Source organism: Acinetobacter sp. TR3 (genome assembly GCF_027105055.1).
GTDB lineage: Bacteria > Pseudomonadota > Gammaproteobacteria > Pseudomonadales > Moraxellaceae > Acinetobacter.
The window spans coordinates 1,222,133-1,246,145 of sequence record NZ_CP114264.1; the positions used below are offsets into that span (position 1 = coordinate 1,222,133).

Annotated in this window: 22 protein-coding genes; 18 read left to right on the forward strand and 4 right to left on the reverse strand. The window is 38.7% G+C overall.

Features of this window, described 5'->3' with window-relative positions:
- Nucleotides 1–261: 261 nt before the first annotated feature.
- Nucleotides 262–2,625, forward strand: coding sequence for a heavy metal translocating P-type ATPase (locus O1449_RS05700; RefSeq protein ID WP_004801539.1), 2,364 nt, complete (start codon nt 262–264; stop codon nt 2,623–2,625).
- Between the two features lie 78 nt (nt 2,626–2,703).
- Here O1449_RS05700 and O1449_RS05705 read toward each other — a convergent pair whose 3' ends face one another.
- Complete coding sequence (locus O1449_RS05705; protein ID WP_004801537.1) at nt 2,704–4,080, reverse strand: heavy metal sensor histidine kinase; 1,377 nt, start codon at nt 4,078–4,080, stop codon at nt 2,704–2,706.
- Complete coding sequence (locus tag O1449_RS05710; RefSeq protein WP_004722337.1) at nt 4,070–4,753, reverse strand: heavy metal response regulator transcription factor; 684 nt, start codon at nt 4,751–4,753, stop codon at nt 4,070–4,072. Before O1449_RS05710 ends, O1449_RS05705 begins: the two co-directional genes overlap by 11 nt.
- 150 nt (nt 4,754–4,903) lie before the next feature.
- Here O1449_RS05710 and O1449_RS05715 point away from each other — a divergent pair, with 150 nt between their 5' ends.
- From O1449_RS05715 to O1449_RS05725, 3 genes are all read left to right on the forward strand, one after another.
- Entirely contained in the window at nt 4,904–5,254 is a 351-nt protein-coding gene (locus O1449_RS05715; RefSeq protein WP_004801531.1) for a hypothetical protein, read from the forward strand.
- Between the two features lie 89 nt (nt 5,255–5,343).
- Nucleotides 5,344–7,311 carry a multicopper oxidase domain-containing protein gene (locus O1449_RS05720; RefSeq protein ID WP_151956188.1) on the forward strand — a complete coding sequence of 656 codons (1,968 nt, stop codon included), beginning with the start codon at nt 5,344–5,346 and terminating at the stop codon, nt 7,309–7,311.
- On the forward strand, nt 7,298–8,182 hold the full coding sequence (locus tag O1449_RS05725; RefSeq protein WP_269239415.1) for a copper resistance protein B: 885 nt from the start codon (nt 7,298–7,300) through the stop codon (nt 8,180–8,182). The genes O1449_RS05720 and O1449_RS05725 overlap by 14 nt, the downstream gene beginning before the upstream one ends.
- Before the next feature lie 49 nt (nt 8,183–8,231).
- Here O1449_RS05725 and cadR read toward each other — a convergent pair whose 3' ends face one another.
- Nucleotides 8,232–8,636, reverse strand: coding sequence for a Cd(II)/Pb(II)-responsive transcriptional regulator (gene cadR, locus O1449_RS05730; protein ID WP_269239416.1), 405 nt, complete (start codon nt 8,634–8,636; stop codon nt 8,232–8,234).
- A gap of 84 nt (nt 8,637–8,720) precedes the next feature.
- Between cadR and O1449_RS05735 the strand changes: the two genes are divergently transcribed.
- From O1449_RS05735 to O1449_RS05770, 8 genes are all read left to right on the forward strand, one after another.
- Entirely contained in the window at nt 8,721–10,001 is a 1,281-nt protein-coding gene (locus O1449_RS05735; RefSeq protein WP_004912829.1) for a cation transporter, read from the forward strand.
- A 10-nt stretch (nt 10,002–10,011) separates the two neighbouring features.
- A complete protein-coding gene (locus O1449_RS05740; RefSeq protein WP_269239417.1) occupies nt 10,012–10,269 on the forward strand; it encodes a FeoA family protein in 258 nt (85 codons plus the stop codon).
- On the forward strand, nt 10,259–12,088 hold the full coding sequence (gene feoB, locus O1449_RS05745) for a ferrous iron transporter B (protein WP_269239418.1): 1,830 nt from the start codon (nt 10,259–10,261) through the stop codon (nt 12,086–12,088). The genes O1449_RS05740 and feoB overlap by 11 nt, the downstream gene beginning before the upstream one ends.
- Nucleotides 12,089–12,219: 131 nt before the next feature.
- On the forward strand, nt 12,220–12,624 hold the full coding sequence (locus O1449_RS05750) for a hypothetical protein (RefSeq protein WP_050041593.1): 405 nt from the start codon (nt 12,220–12,222) through the stop codon (nt 12,622–12,624).
- A gap of 80 nt (nt 12,625–12,704) precedes the next feature.
- On the forward strand, nt 12,705–14,009 hold the full coding sequence (locus O1449_RS05755) for a TolC family protein (protein ID WP_269239419.1): 1,305 nt from the start codon (nt 12,705–12,707) through the stop codon (nt 14,007–14,009).
- Nucleotides 14,009–15,499, forward strand: a complete 1,491-nt coding sequence (locus O1449_RS05760) for an efflux RND transporter periplasmic adaptor subunit (protein WP_004699726.1) — start codon at nt 14,009–14,011, stop codon at nt 15,497–15,499. Before O1449_RS05755 ends, O1449_RS05760 begins: the two co-directional genes overlap by 1 nt.
- A 14-nt stretch (nt 15,500–15,513) precedes the next feature.
- A complete protein-coding gene (locus O1449_RS05765) occupies nt 15,514–18,648 on the forward strand; it encodes an efflux RND transporter permease subunit (protein WP_269239420.1) in 3,135 nt (1,044 codons plus the stop codon).
- Nucleotides 18,649–18,681: 33 nt separating this feature from the next.
- Nucleotides 18,682–19,044 carry a copper-binding protein gene (locus tag O1449_RS05770; RefSeq protein WP_004699729.1) on the forward strand — a complete coding sequence of 121 codons (363 nt, stop codon included), beginning with the start codon at nt 18,682–18,684 and terminating at the stop codon, nt 19,042–19,044.
- 50 nt (nt 19,045–19,094) lie between these two features.
- Here O1449_RS05770 and O1449_RS05775 read toward each other — a convergent pair whose 3' ends face one another.
- Nucleotides 19,095–19,796 (reverse strand): IS1-like element ISPa14 family transposase, encoded by a 702-nt coding sequence (locus O1449_RS05775; RefSeq protein WP_001223318.1) that lies wholly within the window; start codon nt 19,794–19,796, stop codon nt 19,095–19,097.
- Between the two features lie 190 nt (nt 19,797–19,986).
- Between O1449_RS05775 and arsC the strand changes: the two genes are divergently transcribed.
- The 6 genes from arsC to trxB are packed head-to-tail and all read left to right on the forward strand — an operon-like array spanning nt 19,987 to nt 24,008.
- Complete coding sequence (gene arsC, locus O1449_RS05780) at nt 19,987–20,421, forward strand: arsenate reductase (glutaredoxin) (RefSeq protein ID WP_004699732.1); 435 nt, start codon at nt 19,987–19,989, stop codon at nt 20,419–20,421.
- 59 nt (nt 20,422–20,480) lie between these two features.
- A complete protein-coding gene (locus tag O1449_RS05785) occupies nt 20,481–20,801 on the forward strand; it encodes a metalloregulator ArsR/SmtB family transcription factor (RefSeq protein ID WP_004699734.1) in 321 nt (106 codons plus the stop codon).
- A gap of 6 nt (nt 20,802–20,807) precedes the next feature.
- Nucleotides 20,808–21,281, forward strand: coding sequence for an arsenate reductase ArsC (locus O1449_RS05790; RefSeq protein ID WP_004699737.1), 474 nt, complete (start codon nt 20,808–20,810; stop codon nt 21,279–21,281).
- Between the two features lie 7 nt (nt 21,282–21,288).
- Nucleotides 21,289–22,329 (forward strand): ACR3 family arsenite efflux transporter, encoded by a 1,041-nt coding sequence (gene arsB, locus O1449_RS05795; RefSeq protein ID WP_004699740.1) that lies wholly within the window; start codon nt 21,289–21,291, stop codon nt 22,327–22,329.
- Between the two features lie 5 nt (nt 22,330–22,334).
- Entirely contained in the window at nt 22,335–23,039 is a 705-nt protein-coding gene (arsH, locus tag O1449_RS05800) for an arsenical resistance protein ArsH (RefSeq protein WP_004699742.1), read from the forward strand.
- A gap of 18 nt (nt 23,040–23,057) precedes the next feature.
- Nucleotides 23,058–24,008, forward strand: a complete 951-nt coding sequence (trxB, locus tag O1449_RS05805; RefSeq protein ID WP_004699744.1) for a thioredoxin-disulfide reductase — start codon at nt 23,058–23,060, stop codon at nt 24,006–24,008.
- Nucleotides 24,009–24,013: the final 5 nt, after the last annotated feature.

The following is a 24,013-nucleotide window of genomic DNA, read 5'->3' on the forward strand; positions in this document are numbered from 1 at the left end:
AATCTTGGGCTCAGTAATGACCGAATGAAATGCATCAATTGGTTGCTTGGTCATCACCTTTCTCATGCTTATTATTAAAGGATGAGAGAAACATCCCGATGACTTCAAAATTACATTTTTGTCATTTTAAAAATTAAAAAACCACAAGTGGTACACTGGCTTTAAAGAAAACAATGATCACTAAACAAACTAATAAGAGGGAGTCTATTTCCATCTTAATGAAATTATTAATTTAAAAAATTAAATATGAAGGAGGCTTTTATGGACCATCATCATGAAAACAAAGTACTCAATAACAGACTTACTGACCCTGTCTGTGGTATGACAGTTACAGAAGCATCCAAGTTTTATGAAGAAGTTAAAAATAGAACTTTTTACTTTTGTAGTGAGAAATGCCACATAAAGTTTAAAAGTGATCCTCATTTTTATATTACTAAAGTTGAGAATGTAGTTACGTTAAAAGAACCACAAAAGAGGGATGGTGAGGATTCAAATGAAGTTAATCAGCCTGCTCATGTTAATACCTTCACGATATACACTTGTCCAATGCATCCTGAAATTAGACAGAACCATGCGGGAAATTGTCCGATCTGTGGTATGTCGTTAGAGCCTTTACTTCCTGACTTAGATGACGCTGATGAAAACCCAGAACTCAAGAATTTTAAGCATAGATTTTGGTGGACCTTACCGCTAACCATTATTGTAGTTTTCTTAGCAATGTTTGGTCATCAATTGAACTGGTTCGAAATGCAGGTGCAAAGCTGGATTGAACTGGTACTGACTTTACCAATTGTTTTGTGGGCAGGAATGCCATTTTTTGTGAGATGTTGGCAGTCAATCTGGAATCGGAGTCCAAATATGTGGACCTTGATTGGAATAGGTACAGGAGCTGCTTTTATATACAGCCTTGTTGGAACAATAGTACCTCAAGTATTTCCAGACTCATTTGTATCTATGGGGCGTGTTGCTGTGTATTTTGAGGCGACCGCAGCGATTATTTCTCTCACATTGTTAGGTCAAGTGCTAGAGTTAAAAGCACGTTCCCAAACTTCAGCGGCAATTAAATCCCTACTTGGGCTAGCACCTAAAACAGCAAGAAAAATCAGTGTTGATGGTATAGAAGAAGATATTCCACTATCTCATGTACACGTAGGCGATTTATTACGGATACGCCCCGGTGAAAAAGTTCCTGTTGATGGAGTCATTACAGAAGGTTCAAGCTCTGTAGATGAATCGATGTTAACTGGTGAACCTGTGCCAGTTACAAAACGTGTGGGTGATCAAGTCATTGGTGCAACAATGAACATGAATGGTTCATTGGTGATGCGATCAGAAAAAGTTGGATCATCAACCGTACTTTCTCAAATCGTGCAAATGGTTGCTCAGGCTCAACGTTCAAAAGCACCTATGCAGCGGATGGCGGATCATGTTGCAGGACGATTTGTTATGGGGGTTATAGGTATTGCTGTTCTAACTTTTTTGGGGTGGGGGCTATTCGGACCTGAACCTAGTTGGGTTTATGGATTAATCAATGCAGTAGCTGTTTTAATCATCGCATGCCCATGTGCTTTGGGATTAGCTACGCCAATGTCAATTATGGTAGCAACAGGGCGAGGTGCATCAAATGGAGTACTTTTTCGAGACGCTGCCGCAATAGAGAATCTACGTAAAATTGATACATTGATTATTGATAAAACAGGAACTTTGACAGAAGGACAACCATCATTCAATAAAGTAGTAGCCACTTCAGGATATGAAAAGAATGAAGTCCTCCGTTTAGCTGCGAGTTTAGATCAGGGCAGTGAGCATCCTTTAGCAAATGCAATTGTACGTGCCGCCCGTGAGCGAAATCTTACTTTAAGTAAACCTACTTCATTTGAATCAGGTTCAGGTATTGGTGTTAATGGAGAGATAAACGGACAAAAATTAGCGCTAGGCAATACGGCACTGATGAAGCAATTAGGGATATCTGTTAACACTCTTATTCCACAAGCAGAGGTATTAAGAGCTGAAGGTGCCAGTGTTATGTATTTGGCAGCCGATGGAAAACTGCTAGGTCTTCTGGCAGTTTCAGATCCAATCAAAGCAAGCACTCCAGAGGCCCTTTTATCGTTGGAAGACTCAGGTTTAAGAATCATCATGGCAACAGGTGATGGGCTAACTACAGCAAAATCAGTTGGGGCTAAGTTAGGAATTAGTGAGGTTTATGGTGAGGTTAAACCTGCTGATAAATTAGATTTGGTCACAAAATTGCAAAAAGAAGGGAGAATTGTTGCTATGGCTGGTGATGGAATTAATGATGCACCAGCCTTGGCTCAAGCTGATATTGGAATCGCAATGGGCACGGGTACTGATGTAGCAATGAATAGTGCCCAAGTTACATTAGTAAAAGGTGACTTACGTGGTATTGAAATTGCTCGTTCTTTATCAGAGGCAACTGTTAAAAATATGAAACAAAACTTGATGTTTGCTTTCCTCTATAATGGATTAGGTATCCCTTTGGCTGCTGGTGTACTGTATCCATTTACTGGCTGGTTACTCTCGCCTATGATTGCTGCATTAGCAATGAGCCTAAGCTCAGCATCGGTAATTGGTAATGCCTTACGATTACGTCATCAAAAATAATCACGACTTACCACTCATTAGCGTAAGTTAATGAGTGGTAAGCATCATTAGAATGAGTGCTTAATAACCGAGATATCACTAATTTTTAAAGATAATTTTAAAAGAAATATGTCCCTCGTTATAAGTCGCTTGAATGGAAGCTCCATGCACATCAAGAATAGATTTGGTAATTGCTAAACCAAGGCCAGTACCTTCTTCAACTCTCTGTCTAGATACATCTGTTCGATAAAAACGATCGAATAACCGATTAAGTTGTTCTGATGATAGTGGGGAGCTTTCATTTTCAATGATGAATGTTGTTGTATCAAAGTTTTGTTGGCATGTGATTTTGATGACCGAATCTGATTTGCCATATTTAATTGCATTCGATAACAAATTACTTAAAGCGCGGCGTAGCATTAAAGGATCACCTTTTATACTACCTGAACCACTCTGTTCGAGTGACATTCCCTTTTCAGCAGCGATAGCATCATAAAAATCAAATAATGCTGAAACTTCTTTAACTAAATTAACCTGTTGTAGGTTAGGTAAATGTAGACCATGTTCTGCTTTTGCCAAAAATAGCATATCAGAGACCATGCGAGCTAAATGCTCAAACTCTTCTAAATTTGAAAATAGAACTTCCTGATAAGTATTAATATTTCGACTACGAGATAAACATACTTGAGTTTGAGTCATCAAATTGTTAATAGGTGTTCTTATTTCATGAGCAAGATCAGATGAAAAATCTGAAAGTTTTTCTACTGCGGCTTCTAGCCGATCTAACATATCATTAAAAGCGACAGCCAGTGATTTAAGTTCGGTTGGAGTATTTTCGACTTCTAAACGTTCAGAAAGATGTTGGGCTGAGATACCCTCTGCTACTTTTGCCATTTGTTGTACTGGACGTAGCCCTCGCCATGCTGCGAACCACCCTAAGAACATTAAACAAATTGTACCCACAAATCCAATGTATAAAAGTTGACGTCTAAAGTCATTTAAGAAATGTAGATGCTCAGAGGTATCGATTCCAACAATAATCTGAGCTGATATAAACGAGTCATTATGATCAAAAGTCTTTTTATAAATTAAGCCACGATAAGTCTTATTTTTAATTTTCCATTCAAGCCATGGATCTTGTTTTGATTTGTTGAGTGCTTGGGGATGAATTACTGATGGTGCTGAGCTAAAAATAACTTGACCTGTTGGACGTTCAATCTGAACAATCAGATCGTGATGTCCAATTAAGGCATCTTTTAAATATAAATTTAGTTCTTGAGAGTTAGATGGGTTCTGTTCAAGTAGATTCTCTATAAGTTGAATTTTGCCTTCTAATTGAGTTCGGTCTTGAGCTTCAAAATGATGCATTACGAGCTTGTGAATAACCAACCCCATAATCATTAAGATGATAACAGTAGAAAGAGAAAAGATGATTGCTATACGAAAGCTGATTGCATTAAACAATTTACGAGTCATCTTCTACCTCTAAAACATACCCCATTCCACGTATGTTCTGTATCAGCTTTGGGCTAAAATTACTGTCAATTTTACTGCGCAAACGTTTGATAGCGACTTCTACAACGTTGGTATCACTATCAAAATTCATGTCCCATATTTGAGAGGCAATGAGCGTACGAGGTAATATCTCACCACGTCTACGCATAAATAATTCCATCAGCGCGAATTCTTTAGCTGTTAAGTCAATACGTTGCCCAGCGCGAGTGACGCGGCGTTTACGAAGATCAAGTTCAAGATCAGCAATTGTAATAAGGTTACTATCTTCTTTTTGTTGTCCCCGTCGGAGTAAGCTTTTAATTCGTGCTAATAACTCAGCAAAAGCAAAAGGCTTGACTAGATAATCATCAGCACCTAAATCCAAGCCTTTCACACGATCTTCAATTTGATCACGTGCTGAAAGAAAAAGAATAGGCATAGTTTTGCCACTTTTTCGGATATCATAAATGATATCCCAACCATCTAGCTTTGGAAGCATCACATCTAAAATGATGAGGTCATATTCTTCGGAAAGCGCTTGATGTTTACCAGATAATCCATCCGTTACCCAATCCGTTATATACCCAGCTTCAGATAGACCTTGTTTAAGGTAGTCACCGGTTTTTTGTTCATCTTCAACTAGTAAGATTCTCATTGATAAAAATCCCATATCACTCATTAAGAACATAATAACGTTATAAATACGTGATTCGTTGTAGATTACAAAAATGTCATTTTCATGTCACATAGATGTTTAGTAAAGGCCTTTAAGGTATTTACATAAAGTTAATTTTTGGAGCAAAACATGAAAACTCTATTCAGCCGTAGCTTAACCACTCTTATGTGTGTTGGTACTTTAATTGTAGGAACTCAGTCTTGGGCAGCAGATGTGAAACAAGGAACTACAGTTGTGTCTGAAATTAAAGCCGATTCAAAGACGCAAGAGAAATGTCAAAAACCTTGTAATATGAAGAATGATGATAAAACCCAACAGGATCATAGTCAGCATGAGCATGGTAACATGACGGATATGTCTCAGATGGATCATTCTAAGATGATGAATATGGGGCAATCTAAAATGAGTAATATGGATAATTCCAGTATGATGAACATGGACCACTCAAAGATGAACATGTCAAATACATCAAATAAATAACAAATACGATAAATGAAAGATCGGGGGAAATTAAAGCGAATAATAGGTTTGCTTGATTCTCCCATCCTTATATTAGATAGGTGAAATAAATGTCTACAAAATTAACGCATGTCCTTTTAATAGGAGTCGGTTTATTTTCATCAACTTGGGTTGTGGCAGCAGTTAAAGAATATGATTTAACAATCGCTGAGCAAACGGTGAATATCACAGGTAAGCCTTTAAAACGAATTACGGTTAATGGGAAATTTGTTGCACCTCTTCTTGAGTTTGAGGAAGGTGATGATGCTATTATTCGTGTCCATAACAAGCTAAAAAAACAAGATTCTTCTATTCATTGGCACGGGTTAATTCTACCGGGCATCATGGATGGCGTACCCGGATTTAATCAGTTTGACGGTATTGCCCCTAATAAGACCTACGAATATAAGTTTAAGGTACGCCAAAATGGTACCTATTGGTATCATTCGCATAGTAAAGGTCAAGAACAAGAGGGCTTGTATGGTCCGTTAGTCATTTACCCCAAAAATAGGACACCTTTAACTGTAGCTGAGAAAACAGATAAGGATTATGTCGTATTACTTTCAGATTTTCATGATTCAACTAGTGATAAAATCATGAATAATCTAAAGAAAGAAGCTGACTATTATCAGAACCGTCGTGAAACTGTTTTTGATGTTTTTAAACAAATTAAAAAAGATGGTTTAAAAGCAACATGGCAAGACCGTTCGATGTGGAACCAGATGCGAATGCTCAAGACAGATATGTCTGATGTGACAAAATATACTTTTTTGATGAATGGTAAGACTCCAGAACAAAATTGGACTGGTAATTTTAAGACGGGTGAAAAAGTACGTCTTCGGTTTATTAATGCCTCAGCAATGTCATTCTTTGACGTCAGAATCCCTAACTTGAAAATGACGGTAGTCAGTGCAGATGGGCAACCAGTGAAACCTGTTCCGGTTGATGAATTCAGAATAGGGACGGCTGAAACGTATGATGTTATTGTAGAACCCAAACAATCAAATTATCAAATTGAAGCAGAATCAATTGATAGGAGTGGTTTTTCAGTTGGTTCCTTACATGATGAGAATACTCCTCCAATAAATCAAATCAAAATGCCGAAGTCACGTCCTCGTTCTTTATTAACTATGGAAGATATGGGGATGGGGCATGATATGTCTTCTATGGCGGGCATGAATCACGACATGTCTTCAATGAAAGGCATGGATCATGATATGTCGTCTATGACAGACAGCTCAAAAGATCAGTCAATGTCTGGAATGAACCATGACATGTCTTCAATGAAAGGCATGGATCACGATATGTCGTCTATGACAGACAGCTCAAAAGATCAGTCAATGTCTGGAATGAACCATGACATGTCTTCAATGAAAGGCATGGATCACGATATGTCGTCTATGACAGACAGCTCAAAAGATCAATCTATGTCAGGTATGAACCATGGCATGCAAATGACTACATCTAATGCACCTACACAAGAAAAGAATGGTGATGTTGTATATGGCTGGGCAAATGCTTCAACACCTGTTGGTCAAAAAGCACTTCAATATAGTGACTTACAATCTTTAAAGCCTCAACCAGATACTCGTGCCCCTGAACGTGAAATGGAAATCCGTCTTGGTGGGAACATGGAGCGCTATATTTGGACAATTAATGGTAAGAAGTTTAATGAAACAGAACCATTCAAAGTGAAATACGGGGAACGTATACGCTTGAAATTTGTGAATGACAGTATGATGGCTCACCCAATGCACTTGCACGGTATGTTTATGCAGCTTGAAAATGGTCAAGATCCAAGTAATATGCCAAATAAACACACGATCATTGTGCCACCGGGGAAAACAGTTACAACTTTACTTACTGCTGATGAATTGGGTGAATGGGCTATCCACTGCCATTTGTTATATCACATGGCAGCTGGAATGATGAACAAACTCATTGTGGCAAATGTAGATAGCAATGATGATGATACGAAAAGTATCGTTGCCCAACCTCAAACTAGCCATGAGGGAGTGAATCAACATGCACATCACTAAACAGTTATATTCAAAAACAATTTTATCTGTTGCTTTAATTGGCTTAGCGGGTATGGCATTTGCGAATGATAATTCGACTGAAAATCTAAATAAGAGTACGTCAAGTATGAGTGTGCTTTTACGCGAATCAGGCGGATTAGGCTATGTTGAACGTAATACTGATCAAAAGTCTTCAAACAGCAAAGGGTCTGAAACTTTAGCTTTTAGCCAAAATCATATGAACGAGCATGGTGGGCAAATTTATCAGACAACTAAATTTTCCAATGAGTGGATAGTTGATAAAGATGGAAAGGGCAGCTTAGGTTCGAGTTTCGAGGCATTGATTGGAACAGATGAAAATCGAATGTTTGTTGAAGCTAATATGAATAAAGCGGAGAGTAATGATCCCAAATATGATGTATCAGCTCTTTACAGTAGAAATGTTGCACCATTTTGGGATGTACAAGCTGGGGTAAGGTATAGTGAGGACAAAAATAACCGTAATAGTAATCGCATTGATGGCGTTATTGGATTATTAGGCCTTGCACCTTATTTCTTTGAGACAAAAGCCTACCTTTATGGTGGTGAAAATAATTTTTGGGGAGCTAGTTTTGATTTCGACCGTGATTTATTACTCACTCAAAAGTTGATTACTCAGCCATATATTGAAGCAGATGTTGTGTTTAATGATAATTCTGACTTTGCATCAAAGACGGGGTTGTCAGAATTGAAGACAGGTATTAAAACTCGTTATGAGATTACCAAACGTATCAGACCATTTGTTGATATAGCCTATCAATATGAGAAAGGAAAAAAATCAACTCCTTTTCAAGAAGCAACAGATTCTGAAAAGGGATGGCTATATGGTGCAGGTATTGAATTAGTTTTCTAAATATTTCATTAAGAATGAATAATGGTGATATTCCATTGTTCATTCTTAATTATTTTAAACTTACGGATAACCCTTCAAGTACTTTACAATAGTTAATTTCCAAAAAACCAGAGCATTTACTTCTTAAATCAGAAAGTTGTTGCTTAAGCTGAATCTGTTTTTGGATATTTTGTTCTAATTGATGAATATGTTTATCAACTAAGATGTTAATAGAATTACAGTTTCCACAAGGTTTGTCTTTGTATGCTAATAAAATTTTAATTTCGTCCAAGCTCATATTCAAAGTTCGGCAATTAAGAATAAATAGAAGCCGCTCTAAGTGGTCTTTGTTATAAAGTCGATAATTAGCTTCCGAACGATTAGGGGCTAGTAATAAAGCTTCTTTTTCATAAAATCGTATTGTAACAACAGGGCAACCAGATAGCTGGGATAATTCACCAATTTTTAAGTTCATTTCAAGTCACCTAATCTATTGACTCTATAGTAGCTATAGGGATTTTAATATGCAATACGTGAAGATATGACTATAGGCACATCAATGAGTGGTTGCGGTTGTAATCAAGAAAGTTCTTGTGAAGACACTAAGCAAAAACAAAATGAATCAAAAACAGATTCTTGTAAAATTAAAGATTTAGCTACAGAAGAAAGTAAAAGTTCTTGTTGCGATAATGAGGTACAGCAAGAACCTACCCCTGATGAAAAAGATTCCTGCGGTAGTAAGCAGTCGAATTCATGCTGTGGCCCAGATACTATAAATTTACCAGAGCAAGTTCGTGGCAATGAAAGTATAGTGGCTTTCATCAGTGACTATAGCATCCCGAAAATGGATTGTTCCACAGAGGAACAAATGGTTCGGATGACTTTATCTCCATTGGTAGATGTTAAGAGCTTGGTTTTTGATTTGCCGAATCGAAACCTAAAAGTTCTGCATAATGGTGAAAGTAATGAAATCACTGCAAAACTTGAAGCTCTTGGATTTGGGGCAAAATTAAATAAAACTGAAGTTTATGAAAATAAAGAACAAGCACAAGAAGCTAGTACTTTTCTGATTCCGAAGATGGATTGTTCGGCAGAAGAGCAAATGGTAAGAATGGCACTTTCTCCCTTGCATGAAGTTAAAGGTTTATCTTTTGATTTGGCGCAAAGACAGTTAGTTGTTTTCCATACCAATGGGATTAATGAAATTACCACAAAACTTGAAGCCCTTGGCTTTGGTGCAAAGCTTGTGGAAACGGTAAAAGCTACGGGGGAATTGCCTGAAGCACCTGATCCAACTAAGCAGGCGAAAGTACTAAAATTATTATTAGCGATCAATGGTGTTCTTTTTTTTATTGAATTCATAAGTGGCATTATCGCCGAATCTACAGGTCTTATTGCCGACTCTCTTGATATGTTTGCTGATGCTGCTGTTTATGGTATAGCACTTTATGTAGTAGGAAAAGCAGCTAAGTACCAAGTAAAAGCAGCTCATTTCGCTGGTTGGATTCAATTGTCATTAGCTCTTGTTGTTATTGTTGATGTGATTAGGCGCTTTATTCTAGGTAGTGAGCCTGAATCTAGCATAATGATTATTATTGCTTTCTGTGCACTTATTGCAAATGTTGCCTGTCTCTATTTATTGACAGGCCACAAAAATGGAGGTGCCCATATGAAAGCAAGTTGGATATTCACCGCAAATGATGTAATCGTTAATATGGGAGTCATTTTTGCCGGTGTACTTGTGACATGGACTAGCTCAGCTTACCCTGATTTGATTATTGGTATCCTCGTTTCATTGTTCGTGCTTAACGGCGCTAGAAAAATTTTGGCGTTGAAATAAGGTGCAGACAATGAATTTATTTCAAGTAAAGCAAGACCAAATTGTAAAAATCATTGATCTTAAAAAGGGTGATCAGTATCAAGATAAAAATGATCCTGTTCTAGAGCGTTTAGAACTGCTGGGCTTTAGAGTAGGTGAATCCTTACAAGTACTTGCAAAAGGGCTTTTTGGTGGTGACGCCGTATTGGTTCAAATTGAAACCTCACGTTTCGCATTAAGAAAAAATGAAGCAGAACGAATTTTTGTAGAGATTACCAATGAACACTAAAAATATTGCACTCGTTGGTAATCCCAATTGCGGTAAAACATCACTTTTTAACACCCTCACAGGGACTCGTCAAAAAGTTGCTAATTATGCTGGGGTAACGGTAGAACGGAAAGAGGGTTTTTTTAAATTACCTTCTGGCGATACTGTACGAGTACTGGATTTACCTGGGACTTACAGTTTAAAGCCAAGTAGTTTAGATGAAGAAGTAACTAGAGCAGTCTGTTTTGGCGAGTTAAAAGGTGAAGTTATACCTGATATTTTTGTATGTGTTGTGGATGCTACGAATCTTCATCTTCATTTAAGTCTTGTACTTGAAGTCAGAGCTTTAAACAGACCAATGTTACTTGTTCTTAACATGATGGATGAGGTTAGAAAACGTGGTATCTCGATTGACACATCAAAATTATCTCAGCTCTTAGGTATTCCTGTTGTTGAATCGATAGCTGTAAAGACAAAAGGGATTCAGGGTTTATTAACGCAGTTAGACCAAAAAAATTTGTTTATTTCCCCTTATCATTCTGATCTAAATCATTTCGACCAAATCAAAGATATTACAAAACAGGTCATATTGAAGAATGATAATGGTGATAAACGAACGGCTATCTTAGACAAAATATTCTTACATCCATTTTTTGGATTATTAATATTGACCTTTACCATGTTTGTAATGTTTCAGGCTGTTTTCATTTGGGCACAACCCTTCATTGCATTTATTGAAAATTCGATTACATGGTTTAGTGGGGCTGTTGGACCTTTAATTTCGCACCAACTTCTAAGAAGTTTGATTGTTGACGGTGTGATTGCGGGTGCAGGTAGTGTGCTTGCCTATATGCCTCAAATTCTGATCTTATTTTTCTTTATTTTAGTTTTAGAGGAATCAGGTTACTTACCTAGAGCTGCCTTTTTGTTGGATAAACTGATGTCTAAAGCAGGCTTAAGTGGGCGTTCATTTATTCCGTTGCTTTCAAGCTTTGCCTGTGCCATCCCAGGAATTATGGCAACACGGAGTATCAGTTCTGAAAGAGATCGTTTGGCAACGATTATGATTGCACCTTTGATGACGTGTTCTGCACGATTACCTGTATATGCTTTGCTGATCGCTGCATTCATTCCAAACAAGTTGGTTTATGGTTGGCTCAGTTTACAAGGTCTAGTTCTGTTCGGGCTTTACATGTCAGGAATCGTATCCGCTTTATTGGTTTCTTTATTCCTGAAATTAGTAAGAAAAGATAAAACTGAAAGTATTTTCATTTTTGAATTACCTACATACCGTATTCCAGATGTTCGAAATGTAGCTTTGGGGCTTTATGATAGAGCGACTATATTCTTAAAAAGAGTTGGTGGAATTATTGTCGCACTTTCTATTTTATTATGGTTCTTGGTAACGTTCCCATTACCACCTGATAACCCAACAATGCCACCAATCAATTATAGTATTGCTGGACAGTTAGGACATCTAATCCATCCAATATTTGCTCCGATTGGATTTACGTGGGAAATTTGTATTGCTTTGATTCCTGCCATGGCAGCTCGTGAAGTGATTATTGCTGCATTAGGGGTAATCTATGCAATGTCTGGTGATGAGAATGCAGTTACCCAAACCTTATTATCTCAAATATCGGGTCCTGATGGATGGGGACTAGCGACAGGGATGTCACTATTGGTTTGGTTTATCTTTGCTCCACATTGTTTAGCAACATTGGCAACTATCAGAAGAGAAACAGGGAGTTGGAAACAGCCAACCATAATGGCCATCTATCTTTTCTCGTTGGCCTACTTATTCTCTTTCATAACTTATCAAGTTGTGAGTCGTTTTTAATCTAGAGCATGGTTGTTGATTCATATCAACAACCATGCTCTTGTCTAAGTAATTATTTAAATTAATTATAGGATTGTTATTTTACTAAGAATCTGTAAAACTAAAAAAGCTTAAATTTTGGTCATGACATTATGCACTGGTTAAAAACATGCCTTTCGCTGTTTTTATCATTTGCTATCCTCATCGTAGGATCGGCAGCAGCAGCTGCATCTGTACATAGTCCATGTTTAATGTCATCTCAAGATATGCAACCCATGCAAATGATGAATTCTGAAGATCATGAAAAAGCAAGTGCTATGCACATGGATTGTATGAAAGCTGAAGTAAAGATTAAGAAGCAATTACATGATCCATCATGTATGTCTAAGCAAGATTGTATTATGTCATTTTCTAAAATTGCATATACATCTACAGCACTAGGTGTTTTGCAATCTATGGTTTCTTCCCCTGTGGAACAGTCTGCTTTTTCTCCATTAAATCAAAATTTCACCTCATCTGATCCTTCCAATTTATGGAAACCCCCACGCTCTAATTAATTTGATGACTAATCATCATTCATAGAGTTTTCTATGGATGTTCTGCACGTGCGCGTGTACATCATTTTAGAGCTAAAAATATGAACTTTAATAAAGAAAAGCTGTCCCTAAAATGGGGTGGATGCTCAATTGCGACGATCTGTTTTTTCTTGAGTTATGGTCATGCTTATGCCCAGCCATTGACTTTGGATACAGCATTGAAGCTTGCTGAGCAATATGCACCTACTCTAAGGGCCAATAGTGCTCAGATTGAAGGCGCTGAGAATATGGTTTCAGCTTCCGGTATCTTACCCAATCCTAAACTGTTTGTTGGCTTAGATAATTACCCCGTGTCTGGCGATGCCGCATGGTCAGTCACACAAGAAGGCATGACGATGAAAAAGATTGGCATCATGCAAGATTTTCCAAATCGTGCCAAAAGATTGGCCGAAATAGAATTAGCAAAAGCTGAATTGGGTTCAGCTAATGCTCAGACAGAAATTCTTCGTATTGAGTTACGTCAAAAAGTAGCATCGGTATGGCTTAAGCGTTTTTATCTTGAGCGTAAACTGGCCTTATATGATGACCTTCTTTCAGAAAATGGATTGTTATTCCAGATTACGCAGACACAGGTTACATCTGGTCGGACTATGGTTACTAATGCGATTTCCCCTAAGCTGGACAAAACGGTTTTACTTGATCAAAAAGATGATTTACTTCGAGATTTAAATAAAGCAAAGCTAGAATTACACCGATTAATCAGTGCGGATTCTAGTCGTACAACTGAAATAGAAAGTTTGCCTAGCCAAGAACCTGTAATTAATTTTGATACATCACGTTTATATCATCATCTGCATCAACTTCCTGAATTGAAAGCATTTCAAGCAGAAAGGCAAACTGCTGAAGCCAAACTTAAGCAAGCCCAAGCCCTTCAAAAACCAGATTGGGGTATTGAGCTTGCCTATCAGCATCGTGCTCCTGAATTTGGAGATATGATTGGTGTACAACTGACAACAGAACTACCAATATTTTCAAAAAAACGTAGTGGTCCGCTCATTCAGGCAGCATTAGCTGAACAAAATCGGATTACAGCAGATCAGGAGATAAAATACCGCGACCATCTCACCATGTTAGATGAGGGGCTATCGGATTTAAAAGCTCTTGAAAGACAAATCCAACGTACCGTTCAAAGTACACTTCCTTTGGCTAAAGAAAAAGTAACTTTACAGTTAGCAAGTTATCAGGCTGGTAAAGCCAATTTGTCAGATGTCATTGAGACACGACAAGCATTACTAAATCAGCGATTACGTCTCATCGATTTACAACAACAGCAAGCAATTATCAAAGCCCAGCTCTATTTTTCTTTTGTAGAACCCACCTTAAACCATGCTGAGGAGTCAAGATAATGTTAAAAAATAAATTGGCATTTGTAATTGCTGGCTTGATTGTGGGCAGCTTGGGAGTCGGTAGTGGGATTGGATATTGGTATGCGCATCAAAATGATGAAAAGCAAACTGTAAGTGATCAGGCAACTGCTAAAGTGTTGTACTGGTACGATCCAATGAAACCAGAACAGCATTTTGATAAGCCAGGGAAATCCCCTTTTATGGATATGCAGTTAGTCCCTAAGTATGCGGATGAAAGTACTTCTGGAATAACTGAAAGTGCAGGAGTAAAGATTGATCCAGCTCTTCAACAAAATCTAGCCATTCGTTATGCCACAGTCGAACAGGCTGTAATGGGCAATACCTTGTTAACCAATGGCATATTACAAGCGAATGAACGACAGGTAGCAATTCTGCAAACACGAGCAAGTGGTTTTGTTCAGCGTGTTTATGGCCATGCAGTCGGGGATATAGTGACTCAAGGGAGTCCGATTGCTGATATTTCAATCCCTGAGTGGACTGGGGAACAGACTGAGTTTTTGGCAGTACTTAAAATAGGAGACCGTTCTCTTATTCAAGCAAGTCGACAACGCCTACAGCTTCTGGGAATCCCACCAAATGTGATCCATCAAGTCGAACGGACACATCAAGTACAGTCTAATATGACTTTGAGTGCTCCTTTGAGTGGATTCATTGACTCACTAGAAGTTCGTAGTGGAATGGCTTTAGCTATGGGGCAAACACTTGCCACCATTAAAGGCGTGAATCCAATTTGGTTAGAAGCAGCAGTGCCTGAAACGCAAATTGCTGGGATAAAGCGAGGAGATAAAATCGAAGCAACTTTTGCTGCGTACCCTCAAAAAGTGTCTGGCAAAGTCATTGATATTTTACCGACATTAGATACTACAAGCAGAACCATAAAAGTTCGTATTGAGTTACCCAATAGAGAGGGGCAACTCAAGCCCGGAATGTTTGCTTCTGTCAAATTTTCCAACAATCCTCAAAGCAGTTTAGTTGTGCCAGAGCAAGCTGTTATACGTACAGGTACTCGTAATATTATTATTGTCGCACATGAAAAAGGGCGTTTCGAACCTGTTGTTGTACAGTTAGGACAGAGTGACGGAAATAAAATAGCAATTCTACAGGGTTTGAACGCTGGTCAGAAAATCGTGATTTCGGGACAATTCCTAATTGATTCTGAGGCCAATTTACAGGGTGTACTGGATAAGCTGAACACTGGACAATCGATTACATCATCTCAAGTGACTAAGGCATCAATATACCAAGGCATTGGTAAAGTGGAAAAAGTTACAGCTCAAGACATTACCATTTCACATCATGCAATTGCTGAATTGGGGTGGGGGGCTATGACCATGAGCTTTAAACAACCAGTACAACCATTTACCCAAATTCAGCAAGGCGAGCAGGTCAGTTTTCGTTTTACACGTGTTGGGGATGCTTATGTTATTTCTGACATTTCCAAGATGTCTATGACATCTATGCAGAACTAAACGGGAGAACCATTATGATCGCCCGTATTATTCGTTTTTCAATTACAAATCGAGTATTTGTCTTATTAGCTGCTGTAGTTCTTGCCGTTTGGGGAACTTGGGCTGTCAAGAATACTCCGGTTGATGCTTTGCCAGATCTGTCTGATGTACAAGTGATTGTGCGAACTAATTTTCCCGGTCAAGCACCACAAATTGTTGAAAATCAGGTGACTTATCCTTTAACAACGACCATGTTATCAGTACCCGGTGTTAAAGCTGTTCGGGGCTATTCTTTTTTTGGTGATTCGTTTGTTTATGTCATTTTTGATGAACATACTGATCTTTATTGGGCACGTTCTCGTGTATTGGAATATCTCAATCAAATACAAGAAAGAATGCCTGCAAATGCAAAATCTTCATTAGGACCAGATGCTACAGGTGTTGGTTGGATCTACGAATATGCTTTGGTTGATCCAACAGGGCAACATGATCTCTCACAACTGCGAAGCATACAAGATTGGTTTTTGAAGTATGAACTGAAGACAGTACCAAATGTGGCTGAGGTCGCCACAATTGGGGGGATGGTTAAACAATATCAAGTTGTTTTAGACCCAACCAAAATGGCAGCATTCGGTATAACTCAGCGAAGCATAATTGAAGCAATTCAAAAGGAAAATCAGGAAACTGGCGGTTCAGTCCTAGAAATGGCTGAAACTGAATATATGGTGAGAGCTTCAGGTTATTTAAAAACATTAGAAGATTTTCGGCAGATTCCGTTACGTACAAACGATTTAGGTGTTCCAATCACTCTTGGAGATGTTGCAACGATTCAACTCGGTCCTGAAATGCGTCGTGGAATTACTGAACTCAATGGACAAGGGGAAACTGTTGGAGGTGTTGTGATTTTACGTGCTGGTAAAAATGCACGTGAAACCATTACTGCTGTAAAAGAAAAACTTGCTGAATTACAACAAAGTCTACCGAAAGGTGTACAAGTTGTTTCTGTGTATGACCGCAGTCAATTGATTGATCGGGCGGTAGAGAATCTCAGCCATAAATTAATTGAAGAGTTTATTGTAGTGGCTTTGGTTTGTGGGCTATTCCTCTGGCATTTACGTTCAGCAATGGTTGCGATTGTTTCTTTGCCTTTGGGAATCTTGTCAGCCTTTTTATTGATGTATTATCAGGGACTAAATGCCAATATCATGTCATTGGGTGGGATTGCAATCGCGATTGGTGCTATGGTTGATGCATCTGTGGTTATGGTCGAAAATGCACATAAGCATATCGAAGCTTGGCAACATGAACATCCTGATCGAGTTTTAGAAATACAAGAGCGTTGGGACATCATTACACGTTCTGCCAGTGAGGTTGGGCCTGCTTTATTTTTCTGTTTACTCATCATTACTTTATCCTTTATTCCCATTTTTACTTTGCAAGCACAAGAAGGACGATTGTTCTCTCCATTGGCATTTACTAAAACTTATGCCATGGCTGCTGCTGCGGGGCTATCTATTACATTGATTCCAGTTTTGATGGGATACTGGATTCGCGGGAAGTTACCATCTGAACAACGGAATCCATTAAACCGTTTTCTCATCAAAATATACCGTCCTATGTTAGATAAAGTCTTAGCTTATCCAAAGACAACGTTATTAGGTGCGTTACTCATTTTTCTTATCAGTCTTTTTCCTTTAACGCAATTAGGTGGAGAGTTCCTGCCTAATATGGATGAAGGTGATTTACTGTATATGCCTTCAGCTTTACCGGGATTGTCCGCAGCAAAAGCTTCTGAATTACTTCAACAGACTGATCGAATGATTAAAACTGTTCCAGAGGTTGCCACTGTATTTGGTAAAGCTGGGCGAGCAGAGTCGGCTACAGATCCTGCACCTTTAGAAATGTTTGAAACCACGATTCAGTTTAAACCACGATCTGAATGGCGTTCAGGTATGACACCAGATAAGTTGATAAAAGAACTGGATAAAGCTGTTCAAGTACCGGGTTTAACAAATATCTGGGTGCCGCCTATTCGTAACAGAATTGATATGTTGGCGACCGGGGTTAAAAGCCCAATCGGGCTCAAGATTTCAGCAAATGATTTGCAAGATATTGATCGGGTAGCACAACAAATTGAACAGGTTGCCAAAAAAGTGCCCGGTGTTAGCTCAGCTTTAGCTGAACGACTCACTGGTGGGCGATATGTTGATATCGATATTAATCGAATGGAAGCTGCACGCTATGGTCTCAATATCACCGATGTACAGCAAATTGTGTCATCAGCAATTGGTGGGGAAAATATTGGTGAAACTGTTGAAGGGTTAGCAAGGTATCCTATTAATGTACGTTATCCGCGAGAAATTCGAGATTCACTTGAGGCATTAAGAAATTTACCAATTCTGACTGAATCAGGTCAGCAAATTGTTTTGAGTAGTGTTGCCAACATTCAAATCACAGATGGTCCTCCGATGTTAAAAAGTGAGAATGCTCGTCCAAGTGGTTGGGTCTATGTTGATGTACAAGGACGTGATTTAGCCTCCGTTGTTCGGGATTTGAAACAGTCTATTGACCAACAAGTGAAACGCTCTGCGGGTATGAGTATTAGTTATTCAGGTCAATTTGAATTTATGGAAAGAGCAAATGCTCGCCTAAAGGTAGTAATACCAATCACTTTGATGATCATTTTTCTATTGCTGTATCTGATTTTTAGACAAGTACAAGATGCTGCTCTGATTATGCTGACTCTACCATTCGCTTTAATTGGTGGTATTTGGGCAATGTATTTCAGTGGTTATAATTTCTCAATTGCCATTGCAGTAGGCTTTATTGCACTTGCCGGTGTTGCCGCAGAGTTTGGAGTGGTCATGTTGTTTTATTTAAAGCAGGCGATAGAACATGCTCAACAAAATTTATCATCTTTAACTGAGCAGCAACTCAATGATGCCCTTCGTACAGGGGCAGTACTACGGGTTCGCCCTAAAGCGATGACTGTAGCTGTCATTCTGGCGGGTTTGATTCCTATCCTTTTAGGAACTGGAACGGGCTCTGAATTGATGAGTCGTATTGCTTTACCTATGGTTGGGGGCATGATTTCAGCTCCACTTTTATCAATGTTTGTTATTCCCGCTGCATATCAGCTTTTAATCAAAAGAAAACTATCAAAATCTTGATAGTTTTCTTATTTCGTTCAAAGAGGTTTTATTATGTTTAAATTTATTAAAATTGTCGCTCTTGTTGCCACTGTTACTGCGTTAAGTGCATGTAGTAAAAATGAGGCGTCAGAGCAAAAGAAAGCGGAAGCGCCTATGGAGCAGATGAGTAAAGAATCATCTACAGCAACGACAACTCAAGCAGTTGGAGTGATTACGGCTATTGATACGAAAGAAAATATTTTGACACTCGATCATGAGGCAATTCCTGCGATTAAATGGCCTGCGATGACCATGGGCTTTAAAGTTGCTGATCCTGCATTATTGAATGGGCTTGCAGTAGGGCAAAAAGTTGATTTTGAATTAAAGGCTGAGGGAGAAACATACACAGTCGTAGCTGCTAAGTTAAAAAAATAGGATGATTTAGTAGATAGAATTTTGGTGGTGTTTCAAAAAGTATGCTGACATTAAATGAAGCCATTATTGATGTAAAAAAAGGTTAAGTCGAAAGCTTTAAAATGGTTTTCAATCTTTTTTGAAAAATTACAACTCCTTCTAAAACCGCGCCTAATTCGATGCCTTATTTTGCAATTATTACCTTCAATACCTACAGTAAAAAATTTACCAATACTTTGCTTGCAGTTTTTAAAAGCAGTTATGAAACTGTCCCAATGATCACTTGCAATTCGGGTGTAGTGAATACCTAATTGTTTAAGCTTTGTCTTCAATCGTTGAACTGTAGCTAAGTCTCTTTTACCCCAAACATAAGCAACAATCTCACCTGTTTCTCGATGGTAGGCGTAAATAAGCCATTGTTTATTATTTTTATTTCCCACAAAAGTCCAAAACTCATCAACTTCAAGAGACTCATAATGACTTTGTTTAGGCTGAATTTGGTAGGTCGATTCGGTTAAAGTACGTAAAACTTTACCGATACTGATTCGCTCAACTTCAGCGATATCTCGTATACCACTACCTCTGACCATCAACTGTAATATTTTTCGAGTAATGCCTGAATTACATCCTAGATAGCTCAGAGCATGGTCACCAATAAACTGACGTTTACAGTCTTTGCACTGATAGTTTTGTTTCCCATCTACTTTGATGCCATTTTTCTTTATACTGTCACTGAGGCAGGTTGGACATTTGATTTCTAGAGTTATTCGCATTTCTCTATTTTATCAAAATTCAACCTGCTTTGTTTCAGCATACTTTTTGAAACACCACCAGAATTTTGATAGTAATGAGGTTCTTTTCAAAAGAGCCTTATTCTCTAATAAAAAACAAAACATATGGTATTGCATATATATGGTAATTCGAATATAAAGATATTATAAATTATCAAAAGAGCTCAATTCGATGACAACTTCATCAACTGTGACGATTTATCACAACCCAGCTTGTGGGACATCTCGCAACACTTTGGCTTTGATCCGTAATACAGGGATTGAGCCAACTGTGATTGAATATCTCATTACACCACCTAGTCATGACGAATTAGTTAAATTGATTCAGGATGCAAAATTAACAGTAAGAGAGGCCATTCGCCAGAATGTAGATCCTTATCGGGATTTAGACCTTGATCGTAGTGATTTGAGTGATGAGCAGTTACTTAGTTTTATGCTTGATCATCCAATATTGATTAATCGACCATTTGTTGTTACTGAATTAGGCACTCGCTTAAGCCGTCCTTCTGAAGTTGTCTTAGATATTCTACCATTACCTCAGAAGGGTGCCTTTACGAAAGAGGATGGTGAAAAAGTGATTGATGAAAATGGTCAACGAGTGAATTAAAAATTTTACTTTTTGTATGTGATTATCCGCATATCCAAATAAGTGAATGGGAGTTAAGAATGGACCAAGTTAATTTTTTTAAATGCTTATCAGATGAAACTCGACTAAATATCGTGACTTTAGTCGCTGAGAATAAAGAATTATGTGTTTGTGATTTGACTGAAAAGTTGCAACTGAGTCAGCCAAAGATTTCTAGGCATTTAGCGTTATTGCGTTCTTCTGGTCTCTTACAGGACAGGAGACAAAGCCAATGGGTGTATTACAGCATTAATCCGCAATTACCAATGTGGTGCCATGACGTTCTGAATCTTTTGGTAAGCAGTCAAACCATAGTAAATAAAGATTCCCAAAATATCCAAATAAATAGCTATTGTGAGTAATAGAATATGAAATTTCTTTTTTTGTGTACTGGAAATAGTTGCCGTAGCATCCTCTCAGAAGTCCTTTTTAACAGTCGTGCGCCTGAAGGATGGAAAGCATACAGTGCAGGTAGTAAGCCATCAGGGCAAGTACATCCATTGACTATAGAAACTTTAGAAAATCTTGGTCTCTCAACAGATGGTTTGTGGAGTAAAACCATTGATGACTGCGAACAATATCAACCTGACGTCGTGATTACTGTTTGCGATTCAGCAGCTCAAGAAGCGTGTCCACTTTATTTAGGTGGAGCGATTAAGGCACATTGGGGCTTGGCTGATCCTTCACATTTAGATTTGCCGAAAGAAGAAAAATTAAAAGCATTCCAAGTTACTGTTGATCATATCAACCGCCGCTTAGACGCTTTATTGGCACTAGATACAACTCATATGTCTCGCCCAGATTTGATTGCAGCAATCAATCAAATTTCGCATATTGAATGAGAACATCATGGCTCAACAAAGATTATCTTTTCTAGATCGTAACCTCACTCTATGGATTTTTATCGCCATGGCATTGGGGATTGCGATAGGTGTGTTCTTTCCGCAAGCTTCCGTTACTTTAGACAAAATGAGTGTGGATTCCGTCAATATTCCAATTGCGATTGGTTTGATTCTGATGATGTATCCACCTTTAGCCAAAGTGGACTATGCTACTTTGCCACAAGTGTTTAAAGACAAGAAAACCTTAACTTTGTCTTTGGTGCAGAACTGGGTGATTGCGCCTGTATTAATGTTTGCATTAGCAATTATTTTTTTACATAGCTATCCAGAGTACATGACAGGCTTGATCCTGATCGGTTTGGCTCGCTGTATTGCAATGGTCTTGGTGTGGAATGGTTTAGCCTGTGGTGATAACCAATATGTAGCAGCGTTGGTGGCATTCAATAGTATTTTCCAGATTCTGTTTTTTAGTACCTATGCTTGGCTGTTCCTCACATTCTTGCCACCCTATTTCGGTATTGCAGGGCAAGTGATCAATGTTGATTTCTGGACGATTACCCATGCGGTGTTGGTTTACTTGGGGATTCCATTTCTTCTTGGTTTCTTGACTCGTTTGGTTTTGGTCAAAGCCAAAGGCTTAGATTGGTATCAAAATGTCTTTTTACCCAAGATCAGCCCACTCAGTTTATTGGCACTTCTTTTTACCATCGTGGCAATGTTTAGCCTAAAAGGTGGTGATGTAGTGAGCTTACCATTGGATGTTCTGCGTATCGCAATCCCACTCACGATTTATTTTATTGTGATGTTTTTCATCAGCTTCTTTATGAGTAAATGGATGGGCAATGACTATCCTAAAACCACAGCAATTTCTTTCACGGCTGCTGGTAATAACTTTGAGTTGGCTTTGGCTGTAGCGATTGCAACCTTTGGTTTGGCTTCACCTGTGGCATTTACCACCGTGATTGGTCCTTTAGTTGAAGTACCTGTATTGATCGCTTTAGTGAGTGTGTCTCTATGGCTCAGAAAAAAGTATTTTAAATCGGTGTAATTGTAATGAATCTTCCTAATGTTGATATGGAGCTACTTGAACAGCCAACTTTGGAAAAAGTTCAAGCTAAATCGTTAGATCATGCGCCACGTATTTTGTTGTTATATGGTTCTAACCGTGAGCGTTCGTATAGTCGTTTAGCCGTGATGGAAGCAGGTCGAATCTTGGAACAGTTTGGTGCTGAGGTTAAAATTTTTCATCCGAAAGGGCTACCTTTGCCAGAAGATGCGGATATGGAACACCCAAAAGCAAAAGAACTACATGAGCTTTTGGCATGGTCAGAGGGCATGGTGTGGTGTTCGCCTGAACGTCACGGTTCAATGAGTTCGATCTTTAAGTCACAGATAGATTGGATTCCATTGGCAGGTGGTGCGATTCGTGCCACTCAAGGAAAAACACTGGCACTAATGCAAGTCAGTGGTGGTTCGCAATCTTTCAATAGTGTCAATCAAATGCGTATTTTAGGGCGTTGGATGCGGATGATCACGATTCCGAATCAGTCTTCAATTCCAAAAGCATTTTTAGAGTTTGAAGAAGATGGGCGAATGAAAGCATCATCGTATTACGACCGTATCGTGGATGTGATGGAAGAGCTGTATAAATTCACCTTGCTGACACGGGGGCAAAGTCAGTATTTAACTGATCGTTATTCTGAGCGTAAAGAATCTGCTGAAGAATTATCAAAACGTGTTAATCAGCGAAGTTTGTAGAATGCTGGAGAAAATTAAATGCAAAATCAACATTCTCGTTTAATTATTTTAGGTTCGGGACCTGCGGGTTATAGTGCAGCCGTATATGCAGCTCGTGCCAACCTCAAACCAACATTGATTGCTGGACTACAATTAGGCGGGCAATTAACAACAACGACTGAAGTTGATAATTGGGTTGGCGATGCTGAGGGCTTAACTGGTCCTGTACTCATGGAGCGTATGCAGGCGCATGCAGAACGCTTTGGTACAGAAATGGTCTATGATCACATCAATGAGGTGGATCTCAAAACTCGCCCATTCGTACTCAAAGGTGACATGGGTGAATATACTTGTGATGCACTGATTATTGCAACAGGTGCAACGGCTCAATATCTAGGTCTTGAGTCAGAGGCAGCTTTCATGGGGCAGGGTGTGAGTGCCTGTGCAACCTGTGATGGTTTCTTCTATAAAAACCAAAATGTCATGGTGGTTGGTGGTGGTAACACTGCGGTTGAGGAAGCTTTATATCTGTCAAATATCGCTGCACATGTGACACTGGTACACCGTCGTGACAGTCTGCGTTCTGAAAAGATTTTGCAAGACCATCTTTTTGCCAAAGAAAAAGAGGGCAAAATCAGCATTATTTGGAACCATCAAGTTGATGAGGTTTTAGGTGACAACACAGGTGTAACGGCGGTACGTATTAAATCCACTCAAGATGCAAGTATCCAAGATGTTCAAGTGCAAGGCTTGTTTGTTGCGATTGGACATAAACCCAATACAGGAATGTTTGAAAGTCAATTGAACCTACGTGATGGCTATATCCAAGTCCAAAGTGGAACTACGGGTAATGCAACAGCTACATCTATCGAGGGTGTATTTGCTGCGGGTGATGTGGCAGACAGTATTTATCGTCAAGCGATTACCTCGGCTGGTTCGGGTTGTATGGCAGCATTGGATGCTGAAAAGTATTTAGACAATCAAGAATAATCAAT

What these genes read in the sequence shown, in the direction of transcription:
- O1449_RS05700 (WP_004801539.1), top strand. Translation starts at nt 262, where the DNA reads ATGGACCATCATCATGAAAACAAAGTACTCAATAACAGACTTACTGAC.
- O1449_RS05705 (WP_004801537.1), bottom strand. Translation starts at nt 4,080, where the DNA reads ATGACTCGTAAATTGTTTAATGCAATCAGCTTTCGTATAGCAATCATC.
- O1449_RS05710 (WP_004722337.1), bottom strand. Translation starts at nt 4,753, where the DNA reads ATGAGAATCTTACTAGTTGAAGATGAACAAAAAACCGGTGACTACCTT.
- O1449_RS05715 (WP_004801531.1), top strand. Translation starts at nt 4,904, where the DNA reads ATGAAAACTCTATTCAGCCGTAGCTTAACCACTCTTATGTGTGTTGGT.
- O1449_RS05720 (WP_151956188.1), top strand. Translation starts at nt 5,344, where the DNA reads ATGTCTACAAAATTAACGCATGTCCTTTTAATAGGAGTCGGTTTATTT.
- O1449_RS05725 (WP_269239415.1), top strand. Translation starts at nt 7,298, where the DNA reads ATGCACATCACTAAACAGTTATATTCAAAAACAATTTTATCTGTTGCT.
- cadR (WP_269239416.1), bottom strand. Translation starts at nt 8,636, where the DNA reads ATGAACTTAAAAATTGGTGAATTATCCCAGCTATCTGGTTGCCCTGTT.
- O1449_RS05735 (WP_004912829.1), top strand. Translation starts at nt 8,721, where the DNA reads ATGAGTGGTTGCGGTTGTAATCAAGAAAGTTCTTGTGAAGACACTAAG.
- O1449_RS05740 (WP_269239417.1), top strand. Translation starts at nt 10,012, where the DNA reads ATGAATTTATTTCAAGTAAAGCAAGACCAAATTGTAAAAATCATTGAT.
- feoB (WP_269239418.1), top strand. Translation starts at nt 10,259, where the DNA reads ATGAACACTAAAAATATTGCACTCGTTGGTAATCCCAATTGCGGTAAA.
- O1449_RS05750 (WP_050041593.1), top strand. Translation starts at nt 12,220, where the DNA reads ATGCACTGGTTAAAAACATGCCTTTCGCTGTTTTTATCATTTGCTATC.
- O1449_RS05755 (WP_269239419.1), top strand. Translation starts at nt 12,705, where the DNA reads ATGAACTTTAATAAAGAAAAGCTGTCCCTAAAATGGGGTGGATGCTCA.
- O1449_RS05760 (WP_004699726.1), top strand. Translation starts at nt 14,009, where the DNA reads ATGTTAAAAAATAAATTGGCATTTGTAATTGCTGGCTTGATTGTGGGC.
- O1449_RS05765 (WP_269239420.1), top strand. Translation starts at nt 15,514, where the DNA reads ATGATCGCCCGTATTATTCGTTTTTCAATTACAAATCGAGTATTTGTC.
- O1449_RS05770 (WP_004699729.1), top strand. Translation starts at nt 18,682, where the DNA reads ATGTTTAAATTTATTAAAATTGTCGCTCTTGTTGCCACTGTTACTGCG.
- O1449_RS05775 (WP_001223318.1), bottom strand. Translation starts at nt 19,796, where the DNA reads ATGCGAATAACTCTAGAAATCAAATGTCCAACCTGCCTCAGTGACAGT.
- arsC (WP_004699732.1), top strand. Translation starts at nt 19,987, where the DNA reads ATGACAACTTCATCAACTGTGACGATTTATCACAACCCAGCTTGTGGG.
- O1449_RS05785 (WP_004699734.1), top strand. Translation starts at nt 20,481, where the DNA reads ATGGACCAAGTTAATTTTTTTAAATGCTTATCAGATGAAACTCGACTA.
- O1449_RS05790 (WP_004699737.1), top strand. Translation starts at nt 20,808, where the DNA reads ATGAAATTTCTTTTTTTGTGTACTGGAAATAGTTGCCGTAGCATCCTC.
- arsB (WP_004699740.1), top strand. Translation starts at nt 21,289, where the DNA reads ATGGCTCAACAAAGATTATCTTTTCTAGATCGTAACCTCACTCTATGG.
- arsH (WP_004699742.1), top strand. Translation starts at nt 22,335, where the DNA reads ATGAATCTTCCTAATGTTGATATGGAGCTACTTGAACAGCCAACTTTG.
- trxB (WP_004699744.1), top strand. Translation starts at nt 23,058, where the DNA reads ATGCAAAATCAACATTCTCGTTTAATTATTTTAGGTTCGGGACCTGCG.